We start from the raw sequence: 11,848 nt of genomic DNA on the forward strand, positions 1-11,848 counted from the left end.
CTGAAGACGCTTATAATTCGATGCCGGTAAGGTCGTACCATAAAACACTTGGGCTATACGTGTGAGATTGACTGAACGAACCTTTACCAGTGCTAGAATAAATTGGGCTAGCAAGGTGACTCGGGCTTGATGCCAACCAAAAACCCCTTTAAGCTCTTTGGTGAGTGAATTGATCTCTTTCATTGTTTTACAATTCTTCATGGTTTCGCAGCCTGAATTGTAATACCAATGAGGGATCAATTCACTTCTAACTAATTGATTTTTCTTATTTATTCAGCTTTTTGTCCTGTACATAGGTTTTCGCCTTTGGGTTCGGGGACGGGGGGTGGCTTAGGTAGCACAATATCTTTTTGTACATATCGTGGTCTGACCATGGCAGGCATCTCGATAGGACAATCAAGGGTTACCTCAAGTTTTTTTTCATGACCAGTTTAACAAAGGTGTTTTCAAGTGATTCTTGAGAATCGCAATGGCTCAATAATGGGAGTTTTAATAAACTTTCTTTGGCATACCAAGATTTTTTTAGAACATCTTGAATATAATCACGACATTCTTTTTCATTATAAAAATAACGGTATTTTAAGGCATTCCTTTTAGGAAAACCTTTTTGAATGACTTCATGTTGTTTACCATCAACGTAGTATTGAGCAAATAGCATACACATCCCTAGATCATCAAGCACTAGAGTAGGTATTTTACGAGTCGCGGTAAATCAGTGCGTATTGCTAATTCTCATATTTTACAGTGTGATAGACTTATTCTGTTGCGTTCTGTAACTGAGTATTAGCTTATTGTTTCTTTTTTATACTTAAAGAGTCGAGCGATTATCAAAATAACACCTCCTTACGTTTTTTTATTCATTCTTATGGTTTAAACATTTAATAGTCTTTTATTAGGGCCTGTTAACAGGCCCTAGGTGCTTTTAAAAAAACAAAATAACTATTTTCTTAATGGTGTCTGTTATTTTTGCTTTTGCGTCGTTTTTCCAAATGAATATACCTATAACAAAGGATTTATAGCTTTTTTAAAGGACGTTATGCTGTCCTTAATTAGTAGGCGACACTTATTCGTTGACGGGGGTATTTACCTGCTTCAAGCTCACCAATCATAGCTACCGCGTAGTCACTGACAGAAATACGACTATTACCTTGTGTGTCGACCAAAAGTGCATCACCTCCAATGCGATAAGGTGCTTCTTTATCGCCAGGAAATAACTCGGCTGCTGGGCTGATAAATGTCCAATTTAAAGAACTGGCACTATTACGGAAAACATCTAAAGCCTCACTTTGTGCGATTGCTTCTGCCTTATACGCATCAGGAAAATTTGGTGTGCTGACGAGGGGCGTACCAGGTGCTACTTCCAAACTACCTGCACCACCAACCCAAAGGAGACGTTCAACACCAATTTTTGGCAATGTTGTCAGTAATTTTACTGCGGTACTTGCCACTATTTCATTATTACCTGCAGCTCTTCCGCCAATAGCAGAAATCAAGACGTTTACCCCATTTAAGGCCTTTTTCAGGCTATTATCATCAAGGCTAGTGACATTGAGTGGATGAACCTCAACATCTCTGAAGTTGGTTTTGCTTGGGTCGCGGACCAGGGCAACAACTTCATGGCCTCGTTGTTTGGCTTCTTTTACGATGTGGCTCCCCACCCAACCTGATGCACCTAATACTGCAACTTTCATAGTGTTTCTCCTTGGCGAAACTTGGTTAAGAATGACTGCAGTTTAATAGATACTATTTAGGTAACAAATAATCTAATATGATACATATTGTATCTAAATAGGTTGCTAATAAGCTGAAATGGACCGATTAATAGCAATACGTAGCTTTGTTGAAGTGGCTAAAACAGGTAGCTTCACTCAGGCTGCTAACCAGTTGGCGTTAAGTCGATTACAAGTGTCCAGGCATGTGAAGGAAGTAGAATCATGGCTAAATCAACGCTTATTACATCGTACAACACGGAGAGTCAGCCTGACTTCGGCAGGTGAAGATGCTTTGTTGCATTGTGAGCGAATTTTAAGTGAAATGACAGAAATGGAAATGAAGGCACAAACGTTGACAGAGTCATTATCGGGATCAATTCGAATTGCCACTCCAATTGGTTTAGCACATTGTTTGCTGCTTAATGTTGTTGAAGAATTCACCCACATTCATCCTGCTGTCAGTGTCGATTTATTATTATCTGACCACCTTTCATTATTAGTGGATGAAAGGGTAGATATCGCATTACGTTTTACAGTGCAACCCGCCGAGAATCTTATTGCACGGCGGTTGATGTCTATTGACACAGTGATTTGTGCTGCTCCGGCTTATCTACAACAGCATGGTATTCCTGCTCACCCAAATGAACTTAGTCAGCATAATTGTTTAATTCACTTGGGGAAACAGCATTGGGATTTTGTTAAAGATAATAAAAGCTATTCAGTTCCGGTGAATGGTAATATTCAAGCGAATGATCTCAGCCTGCTTGTTAGCTCAGCCGTTCGTGGTCGGGGTATTGTTCGTTTAACCTGTGATTTGGCTAACCCATACTGCCAATCAAATCAACTTATTCCATTGATGTTAGATTATCATATACCCAGTAGCTATCTATGGGCTGTTTATTTATCCCGCAGTTATCAGATGCCAGTAGTACGTCACTTGATTGACTATATTGCAGACAAGTGGAAAGATGATATTAAGCTGAAAAATAAGAGGTAAGCTAAACACTTATCGGCATCTATAAAAATAGTGATAGGGGCTTTTTTTAGCGAAGTTCTTAAGGTGATCACACTTTATTCTTATAAAAATTGTTGTGTCTCTAAAGCATTTAACGTGAGTAAGGAAAGCTGATATACTGCGAGTATTGTATGTCACCCTTTGTATTGGCTATATCCTTATGCTCAACAAGCATTAGATTAGTCAACGAACTTCTGTGGTATTTCGATCTGCGCCAATGGCAAACAATGGCTGAATAATATACGTTAAACTGTTTGTGCAAGAGAAGGATTCACGGCGTATTATTATCCCCATAAAAAACAGAAGTATTAAAGCAATCGCCAAGAAGCTGAAATCTATAATAGATATCTGGAGTATCTGAGTTGAACAAATGTCTATTCTGCACAACACTCTGTGTAACACAGTTATTTACGATAACTGGAGTAACTGCTGATACATTTATTGAAGATTCAACGTTAAACTTACAACTACGTAATTATTATTTTAACCGTGATTTTCGCCATAACGACGAAGGGCAAAGTTATCGGGAAGAATGGGCGCAATCATTCTTTGTTAACTATAAATCGGGCTATTGGGCTGATGTATTCGGTGTTGATGCATCCGTTTTTACTACCACTAAGCTGGATTCTGGTAAGGGAACTTCAGGAACAGGTTTGTTAGTGACGGATGATGATGGTAATGCGAACAGTTATGCTTCTCTTGGCGTCGCTCTGCTTAAAGCAAAATATGCAAATACTGAAATAAAGTGGGGACGCCAGCTCACTACATCACCACTTTTTTATTATGGTGATTCACGTGCTCAACCGCAGTCTTTTAAAGGTATCAGTATTCAATCGACTGATGTAAATGATTTAACAATCAGTGGCGGGCGATTTACTGAAGTTAAGAATAAAGCCAGCAGCAATTTTGAGTCTTTTAAAACAACAGAATATGGTTTTAATGGAGATTCAGATAGCTTTAGCTTTGTGGGTTTTGATTATAGTTTAAGCGATAGCGCGAGTATTAGTTTTCATGCCTCAAAATACAATGACATCTGGAAACAGTTTTATTACAACTATAATCAGCAATTTTCTTTAGCAGATGATGTCGCGTTAAGCATGGATTTGGTTCACTATCGCACCATCAATGACGGTAACCCAACTGATCCTGACTACACTGATCGAGATAATAAGGCCAGTAGCGCAAGTGTTAAACTAAGTAAAGGTGGAGCAGGCATTACTGTCGCCTATCAAATCATTACCGGTGATTCGATGTACGATTATATTGCTGACTCTGATTCGATTTTCCTTGCTAATTCAGCTCAGCTTTATGACTTTAATCATGAAGATGAGCGTAGCTGGCAAGTGCGGTTTGATTATGATTTTAGTGGTGTGGGTCTCCCAGGACTAAGTTTTATGACGCGCTATATTAAAGGAGATAACATTGATTTAGACTCCAGTATCTCGCAAGCCGCATTGGGTATTAGTGGTGAATCTAAACGAGGAGAAGAGTCAGAGAGAGATATCGAAGCACGTTATACCCTGCAAAGTGGTTCGCTAAAAGGCTTACAATTCAAGCTTAGAATGGCATCACTCAGAACCAGCTACGATGATCAAGACCGGGATGAAATCAGATTAATTGTTAATCATAGTTTTGATCTTTTATAATTAACGTAGAGAGTGTAGCTCTGTTGTAAACGACTCATGTTTTATGCAATTCAATGTTTGTGATAGAGCTACAACTTGTTTTATAAACTTATTAAACCATTGCAACTCCAGCTTTTTGTTCTACCAAAATCATTATTAAGTGAACGCCTGTTGTATTTTAATCAAGCCTCATTTCCTGCAGCAAACCCTGATGCCCACGCCCACTGAAAATTATGTCCACCTAAATGACCGGTAACATCAACCACTTCACCAATAAAAAAGAGGTTGGGTATATCTTTTACGGCCATGGTTTTTGACGAGAGACTGTGAGTATCAACGCCGCCTAAGGTGACTTCTGCGGTACGGTAGCCTTCAGTGCCATTAGGTTTAATGCTCCAATCCTTTAGGGCTTGAGATATTTCATTCAGACGCTGGTTGCTACACTGCTGAAAGGTGTGATTCCATTGATGCCATTCAACAAATGTTTGAGCCAGTCGTTTAGGCAGTTTTGTAGTAAGGTAGGTTTCGATACGCTTATTGGGTGACTGCTGACGCCAGTCCTTCATTTCTGCCAAAACATCAGTATCAGGTAGAGAGTCAATATGCAGGTTTTGTCCTGGCTGCCAAAAGCTGGAAATTTGCAACATAGCTGGGCCACTCAAACCCCGATGGGTAAATAGCATTGGCTCTTTAAATGCGTGACCGTTGAGTTTGACCTCAACAGGACAGCTTACGCCCGATAAGGTTGCAAGTCGTGCAAGATCGTCTGGCTGCAGGGTAAAAGGCGCTAAACCTGCTCGTGTGGGGAGTACATTTAAGCCAAATTGTTCTGCGACTTTATAGCCAAAGGGGGAAGACCCCATTGGCGGAATGGATAAGCCTCCTGTGGCAATTACCAGTGATTCACATTGAATTGTGCCTATTGAAGTACAGATCATAAAGCCTGAGAAAGGGGACTGCGGAGATGGAATTCCTTGAATAGTTTCAATGTTGCATTTAAGGCGTATACCAGCACCTGCCCATTCGCACTCAGTTAATAACATGTCGAGAATGGCTTTGCTGCTCTCTGAACAAAATAGTTGGCCAGGTGTTTTTTCAAAGTATTCAATACCATGGCGCTCTACCCACTCAGTAAAGTGATGTGGTGTATAGCGTTTTAAGGCTGAAATACAAAAAGGTGGATTGGCGGATAAATAGTTTGCGGGGGTGGAATGCAAGTGGGTAAAGTTGCAACGACCGCCACCTGACATCAGTATTTTTTTACCCGGCTTATTGGCATGATCCAGCACTAACACCTTTCTTCCACGATAACCGGCAGTGATAGCACACATTAAGCCTGCAGCGCCTGCACCAATGACTACTACGTCTACAACTTTCTTAATGCTTTCTACCACAGTGATGACCTTTAAACAGAAAAACCTAATCTAAGCAACATATTGTATGCGTATGAAGGTTTCAGGCCAAGGGTTAATAGGACCTCTGTGGAATATAAAGCACTGATCAGGTGAGTTGTCTGAAGATGAGTTGTCTGTATAGGTGGTTTAAGGAAAATAGGTAAGTAGTGTAATATATGTTCATAACGAAGGGTATATATAAATAAACAAGCGAGATAACCTGATGGATACCTTTGAGCAGTTTGAAAATGCCTTAATTGACTTTTTAGCCGATGATCCTAATCAGGCGTTAGGTCTTGGCTTAGCGTATAAGTTGAATGAGTTACCTGATCCTTCACGCCAATATGGTATTGCCAGGGTGAAAAAGGCTAATGAATTATTAAACAAACTTAAGGAAATTAAAACAAAGACGAATGATTTTGAACAATGCGTAGATCTGGAACTTGCAGAGCTGACGTTGAAAAGCTGTATTCACAGTTATGAACGACAAATTAATGGTGACGTTGAGTTTGTTCAAAAGCCAACAGCGGGTGCAGATATTTGTGACGGGATTTTCACCTTGTTTGTGGATGATCCGCGAACACCTGCTGAGCGCTTGGATAATATCAATGCCCGATTGTCTCATGTGCCTGAATTTCTTGATGCTATGGTACAGCGCCTAACGAAACCTGTTACGCGTTGGCGACAAGTTGATTTAGATATGGTTGAGTCACTGCCGACATTACTCTCTGCAATTGAAGCATGGGCCGTAGAAAATGAGTATGCTGGTTTAAGTCAGTTACAACAGAATATTCAAACTGCTGCAGAGGCGTTAGTGGGTTATAAAAATAAACTTGCAGCCTTAGAAACGACAGATCAGTTAGCGTTATCAATGAATGATGCTGTGCAAGTAGTTAAAAATAGGGGTATTAATCTCTCTTTTGAGGAACTGCATAAAATTGCGGCAAACTTTTTATCAGATACCAGGCAGCAAATTGCGTCTTTGACGGAAATATTAAAACGTAAATATAAATTACCAGATGATACCACAGCGGAAAAATTACACGCTTATTTAAATGAACGTTTTCAAGTTAAGTTGCAAGGGCAGCCAATCAGTAAAATTATTGATTTTTACAGAGATGAAAATTCGAAAATAATCAAGTTTATTAATGAGCGAAACTTGTTTCCGGTTTTTTCTGATCAGAGAATGCAGATAGAACAAACACCTAAGTTTTTGGAGCCTGTTATTCCTGCAGGTGCAATGCGTTCACCGTTACCCCTTCGTGAGGGCACCCGTACCAGTTTGATTCACCTTACCCTACGGGATGATTTGCTGGATGAACACACGCTACTTGGTATTCCTGTCATGATGATTCATGAAGGCATTCCCGGTCATCATTTACAGTTAGCAACCAGTACCAAACACCCTCGAAAAATGCGACGCATTATGTTCACAGGTGATCAAGCCGAAGGTTGGACAACCATGCTAGAGGACTATATGCTGGATGTGGGATATATGGGGGAGCTGACTGACGAAGCGCGTTTTATTGCTAAACACGATATTTGTCGTATTGGTGCTCGAGTGGCGATTGATTTATTTTTTATGACTGGAGATAAAAAATATTTAGATGTGGGTATTCCTCTGAACTATCAGGGTGATGATGCTTTTATTTTGGCAGGCGAGCTATTACAAAAAGTAACTGGGTTTACCAGTGGCCGAGTGCAAGGGGAACTCAATTGGTATTCAATGGAACGAGGCTATCCATTAAGCTATCTGACAGGAAACAAGCTGGTTTGGTCACTAAAAAGTGCGTTTACCAAAAAGCACCAACACTTGGACTCATCACTACAAATCGACCAGGCTTTCCATCAAGCGTTCTTGAGTGTAGGGAATATGCCAGTATCTGTGATGGAAAAAGTGTTTAAACACCAAGAGTGGATATGATTCTTTTTTAAATGTAAAGAAAATAAGCACATTACTCATAGTGAAGGGGGTATTCGCTATGAGTATCAGTATTATAAAAATAGACTCATCATCAGTCGATTGTAATTCAATTGATCAATCTGGTTTTGTTCAGTAATACGGCTAAATTGTTTTTTGAAGTGATGTTCATAGTCCTTGGGTAACTGACATGAGTAGTTGTTTTGTGCAAAGAAAGCTTGTGCAGGACCAGACATAAACGCATCCCATATTTGTTCATTACCTGAAACGTGTGTTGTTGTAGTAACTACTTGGCTTTTTGTAACTTTGAACCCAAATTTTTGAAAAAAATGCTGATAGGCTTGATCTGAAGTGAGATGAAACCAGGTATTATTATAAGCTTCAGCAAAGGGAATAAATTCCTTACAGTTAAAGACTTGCTGTATTATTGTTTCTAGTTGAGGGCACCATGATTTTAATGGTGTTTGTACTAATAGGTGACCATTAGGGTTAAGTAAATATTTTATTTTTTTCAGTGTTTCTTGTGGTTTTTGGAACCAGTGCATCACTGAGTTCATAAATGCGACATCATATTTATTGAAAGCGTCAGGGTGTAACTGTTCAAGGTCTGCACAGGAAAAGTGTATATGAGGATAATTAGATGAAGCAACTTTAACCATTTCGGTTGAGCGGTCTATACCAATAACCTTTTCTGCTGTTTTTTCTGAGATGAGTGCAGTAAGCTGTCCATTACCACATCCAAGGTCAATAACTGACTCAGTGCCTTTCCAACGATAGAAATTAACAAGCTGAACGCCCGCTGAATGCTGATTAATACCTAGGCGTTGATAAACTGTTGCAACATCTGAAAAACTAACTAAAATACACAGCTCCTAAAATATGCCATTTATTTTGGTATTATACTGATTATGTTGGATATATGAAGCTGGCCCGTTAGGTAAGTACTATAGTTAACGCGCATAAAAATGGTTAGTGAAGGGCGTGTTGAAGAGGTTAAAAAAAGAGGCTACATGTGTAACCTCTTTTTGAATTTTTCAAAGGTATATAAGTTTGTTTAGTCAATTATTGTCAAACGACAGTCAGCATTGTATTGGTTCCAAGACAACAGACTAAACCCTACGGAAGTATCACTGCGGTCTTTCCAGTTACTGTAATTTCCATCAGTGAAGTAACATGCCCATGATTGCATTATATGCTGAGTTGATCCGTTAAAATCAGTGCCTTGTTTATCACCATTTTCTGCACGCCAGGCCCGATTTGTTTTATTAAAGAAAAATAGATTGGATCTTGAAGCTGTTCTGCCTTGACCATCCCAATTATACATTGCCATACGTAACTGGCATCCATCGATGTCACCGCAAAACTCATCAATTTTACTTTGAGGAATACCCACGGTTCTGCCTCGCGTTGACTTCGAGGCAAATACAGTAATTCGGTCAGATGCAATAGTGATCCGGTCCGCTACATTGTTTTCATGATACATGTTTGAACTGACTTCAAATGAAGCGTCAGTCATTGCAGGTTCTGGGTCACCAAGGGTAATAGCGTGAGTGTCAGCAAGAACAAAGGGGGAAATTGCTGTAAAAATTGCTGTATAAAGTGTTTTTTTCATTTAATATCATCCTGATTTTTATATTATATTCCTTCTAGCACTGTATATACTGCTAGTGCAATGAGTAGGATAAACTCAAAGCAGATAGTGCCTGCCAATATGCTTATAAAGCGAGTTTAACCATGGCATGAGTTTACCTGAAAAGGACACTATTGACTATTACGATTTTAATATTCACCCTCGTGCGGGACAATCCAATTTCCTTCTTGGGCAGAGTCAGAGATATTGATCCAAATATTTTCATTGTGTTTTCTCATTTCTGTTAGTTTTAAGTTTTCTTGAGCGTTGCTAGGCGTACTAAAATTGTAAGCTTTACCAAAGGTGTGTTGGCAAAGTCGTTCAGCAGAAGAGAATGGTGTTTTTTCATAACTTATAGCCCAAATTCCCGAATTGATATTTTGGCAGGCAGCATAATAATATTTGTCACAATTCATAGCTTTCCATGAACCTCCTCGATAGTATGGGTTAGGATTGCTAGTTTGTACTGCGCAGTCTAATTCAGGTGAGGTATTTCTTGGTTCACCTGATGGGTAGTGCCAACTCCATAATAAAGCAGGTATATCCTCAGCACCAGGATGAATAAGATCTAGGGCGATAATGTTGGCGGGAGATTGTCCAGTGTTAGATCCTTCAATCATTTGAGCAATTTGTGGGGCGGTAAAATTTGTGCAATTAATACAGCCTGCACGTTGCTCATATTTTCGATGAATATTGCCCAGACTGGAAAAAACTATTGATTTAAGATCACTATCTTTAGCACAATCATTATCTTTCCATATAATAATACGCTTCCCAGCATCAAGTATTTGTTTAGGCGTTAATGTATCAGGGATTGATGTGCAACCTCCACTAGGGTATATATATTCACCTAAAATATTTTTTAATTCATGGAATATGTCACTATGGCCACCTTTATAGGCGTTATCCTCTAAATATAAAATTAACGTTTGGTTTTTATAAACAAGGTTTTCCAGAAACTGTTTTATTTGAAATAACGTATCTTCTAGGCGCAATGCGCCTAAAACACAACCAAGGTGTAAATCAGGTCCTGTGCCATGACAAACATAAGTATCGTACTTTTCCCAGGCAAAAAAACGCATATAATGCACATCGAGCTCAATAAACTGGGCACCCATTCTGAGTTGTTCATTAATATGGTGTTTTTGGTTGGGTGCAGGGTATCTCCAGACTTTAGTATTGTAACTGTTATGTGTACCCCAGAAGTTGGCTTTGCTCAGTGGTATATTGAGGTTTAACTGCTGTTGTAATCGTAATACCTTTCCAACTTTTGACGTGTTAAATTGATCAAAGTCGTCTTCTATTTTATTAATGGTAGATATGGTATTTAGGTTTATGTAACTTATGTTTGGTAATATATTTTTTGTGGGTGGTAAGGTAGCAGCAATGCTGTAGTTAAGGCAAATAAGCGGAAAAATAGTCTTGCTTGAAAATAGGATTAAATTAAAAATTTTGTTGTATGAACGCCGGCGGCTAGTGTTAAACAAACTTTGCATATTTTGACCCTTCTGTATTTTGATGCTGTTATATTTTGATAATTGTTTGTATGGTTTTGGTTAAGTACTTTGTGTGCTGCTTGTTGAAATATATGGGCTTATAATGAAGGCTATATTATATAGTGAATTTAAGTTTTAACTTAACGAGTAGGCATGTCTCAAGAAAAAGCAAAGAGTGTTTGGAGTTTTTTCAAATCATGGTGATAATGTTTGATGTCAGATAATTTATTCCGCCGCGCCAGAAGGCCATCCTTGGCCTCTGTCGCTACCGATGCTCCCTGCATCGGCTTCATAAACAATCTGCCATCAAGCAGGAAAGATCGTAATGGCTGGTAGTTTTACATATTCTCATTTCAAGGGAGCAGAGCGGTAGTCAAGACTAACTTTGAAGCTAGTTATTACTTGAAACCAAGAGTCATTATAAAGACTTATTGGAAACTTTATGACAGTAGGTGTGTCTGGTATTCTTCTGCAGCATATTCATTCTTAGAATGTCTAGTTTACTGCCGTATAGGCAGGTTAGAGAGCTTCAAGTTAAGCTTGTCGTGTTCCTGACACGAGCTTCACAACGACTCACTTGTTGACACACTAACAGTGTATAAGTTGTAGAGGCTAGTAATTATGTATTGGTTTCAATATATACCCTTCACGAGTCATTTTTAGGGTTTGTTGTCAGTGCTCTTCACCCCAGTCACTTATTAATAAAAGCTCCAGGGGCTTCATCGCTTGACGGCTTCTTAAAAACCTTTCGTTCTGGGTATAGTATCAGGGCAATCGCATATAAATTTACACCGAACAAATTAGCTTCATTAAATATTCATGATCCCAACCAGCAGAGAGTCTCTTATTTTTTATTCCAATTTTATAAGTATTATCTTGCTTAAGAATATTAAGTGCTATCTGCCTAATTCTAGACATATTTTCAGCTGAATGTCCTTTACGAATTCGACTATCATCTTCTCTGAATGCAACATCCAAACTCCAGTGCAAGCTGTTTTCAATTTGCCAGTGATGTTGGATCATTTCACTAACCTCTTTTGCTGGCAATGACTGGC

Annotated in this window: 11 protein-coding genes and 1 pseudogene; 3 read left to right on the forward strand and 9 right to left on the reverse strand. The window is 39.0% G+C overall.

Annotated features, from left to right (window positions below; all coding sequences use genetic code 11):
* The 3 genes and pseudogenes from F607_RS30825 to F607_RS0120695 all read right to left on the reverse strand — a co-directional run.
* A pseudogene (locus tag F607_RS30825) lies at positions 1-183 on the reverse strand (IS4 family transposase); the annotation flags it as partial.
* Positions 184-403: 220 nt separating this feature from the next.
* A complete protein-coding gene (locus F607_RS0120690; protein ID WP_027709607.1) occupies positions 404-658 on the reverse strand; it encodes a hypothetical protein in 255 nt (84 codons plus the stop codon).
* A 391-nt stretch (positions 659-1,049) separates the two neighbouring features.
* Positions 1,050-1,691 carry an NAD(P)-dependent oxidoreductase gene (locus tag F607_RS0120695; protein WP_027709608.1) on the reverse strand — a complete coding sequence of 214 codons (642 nt, stop codon included), beginning with the start codon at positions 1,689-1,691 and terminating at the stop codon, positions 1,050-1,052.
* A 118-nt stretch (positions 1,692-1,809) separates the two neighbouring features.
* On the opposite strand from F607_RS0120695, the gene F607_RS0120700 reads away from it, so the two are divergent.
* Both F607_RS0120700 and F607_RS30830 read left to right on the forward strand, forming a co-directional pair.
* Complete coding sequence (locus F607_RS0120700; protein WP_027709609.1) at positions 1,810-2,709, forward strand: LysR family transcriptional regulator; 900 nt, start codon at positions 1,810-1,812, stop codon at positions 2,707-2,709.
* Between the two features lie 380 nt (positions 2,710-3,089).
* Complete coding sequence (locus F607_RS30830; RefSeq protein ID WP_051311689.1) at positions 3,090-4,373, forward strand: OprD family porin; 1,284 nt, start codon at positions 3,090-3,092, stop codon at positions 4,371-4,373.
* 161 nt (positions 4,374-4,534) lie between these two features.
* Here F607_RS30830 and F607_RS0120710 read toward each other — a convergent pair whose 3' ends face one another.
* A complete protein-coding gene (locus tag F607_RS0120710) occupies positions 4,535-5,683 on the reverse strand; it encodes a BaiN/RdsA family NAD(P)/FAD-dependent oxidoreductase (RefSeq protein WP_051311691.1) in 1,149 nt (382 codons plus the stop codon).
* A gap of 286 nt (positions 5,684-5,969) precedes the next feature.
* On the opposite strand from F607_RS0120710, the gene F607_RS0120715 reads away from it, so the two are divergent.
* On the forward strand, positions 5,970-7,670 hold the full coding sequence (locus F607_RS0120715; protein WP_051311690.1) for a DUF885 family protein: 1,701 nt from the start codon (positions 5,970-5,972) through the stop codon (positions 7,668-7,670).
* 71 nt (positions 7,671-7,741) lie between these two features.
* Here the strand turns inward: F607_RS0120715 and F607_RS0120720 are convergent, their stop codons facing one another.
* The 5 genes from F607_RS0120720 to F607_RS0120740 all read right to left on the reverse strand — a co-directional run.
* Positions 7,742-8,536: a methyltransferase domain-containing protein gene (locus F607_RS0120720; protein WP_084611356.1), complete on the reverse strand. Its 795-nt coding sequence runs from the start codon at positions 8,534-8,536 to the stop codon at positions 7,742-7,744.
* Positions 8,537-8,721: 185 nt separating this feature from the next.
* Entirely contained in the window at positions 8,722-9,279 is a 558-nt protein-coding gene (locus F607_RS0120725) for a hypothetical protein (RefSeq protein ID WP_027709613.1), read from the reverse strand.
* Between the two features lie 167 nt (positions 9,280-9,446).
* Positions 9,447-10,793, reverse strand: coding sequence for a phosphatidylinositol-specific phospholipase C domain-containing protein (locus F607_RS0120730; protein WP_027709614.1), 1,347 nt, complete (start codon positions 10,791-10,793; stop codon positions 9,447-9,449).
* 158 nt (positions 10,794-10,951) lie between these two features.
* The gene (locus F607_RS35845; RefSeq protein ID WP_267910736.1) at positions 10,952-11,086 is read right to left on the reverse strand and encodes a hypothetical protein; all 135 of its coding nucleotides are present in this window, start codon (positions 11,084-11,086) and stop codon (positions 10,952-10,954) included.
* 493 nt (positions 11,087-11,579) lie between these two features.
* A partial coding sequence (locus F607_RS0120740) for an ISAs1 family transposase (RefSeq protein WP_027709615.1) occupies positions 11,580-11,848 on the reverse strand: 269 nt, incomplete at its 5' end.

This window comes from Zooshikella ganghwensis DSM 15267 (genome assembly GCF_000428585.1).
In the GTDB taxonomy this organism is placed as follows: domain Bacteria; phylum Pseudomonadota; class Gammaproteobacteria; order Pseudomonadales; family Zooshikellaceae; genus Zooshikella; species Zooshikella ganghwensis.

Bases quoted from the DNA above. Each gene is read 5' to 3' on its own strand.
- F607_RS0120690 (WP_027709607.1), bottom strand. From the start codon at position 658: ATGCTATTTGCTCAATACTACGTTGATGGTAAACAACATGAAGTCATT.
- F607_RS0120695 (WP_027709608.1), bottom strand. From the start codon at position 1,691: ATGAAAGTTGCAGTATTAGGTGCATCAGGTTGGGTGGGGAGCCACATC.
- F607_RS0120700 (WP_027709609.1), top strand. From the start codon at position 1,810: ATGGACCGATTAATAGCAATACGTAGCTTTGTTGAAGTGGCTAAAACA.
- F607_RS0120710 (WP_051311691.1), bottom strand. From the start codon at position 5,683: ATGTGTGCTATCACTGCCGGTTATCGTGGAAGAAAGGTGTTAGTGCTG.
- F607_RS0120715 (WP_051311690.1), top strand. From the start codon at position 5,970: ATGGATACCTTTGAGCAGTTTGAAAATGCCTTAATTGACTTTTTAGCC.
- F607_RS0120725 (WP_027709613.1), bottom strand. From the start codon at position 9,279: ATGAAAAAAACACTTTATACAGCAATTTTTACAGCAATTTCCCCCTTT.
- F607_RS0120730 (WP_027709614.1), bottom strand. From the start codon at position 10,793: ATGCAAAGTTTGTTTAACACTAGCCGCCGGCGTTCATACAACAAAATT.
- F607_RS35845 (WP_267910736.1), bottom strand. From the start codon at position 11,086: ATGAAGCCGATGCAGGGAGCATCGGTAGCGACAGAGGCCAAGGATGGC.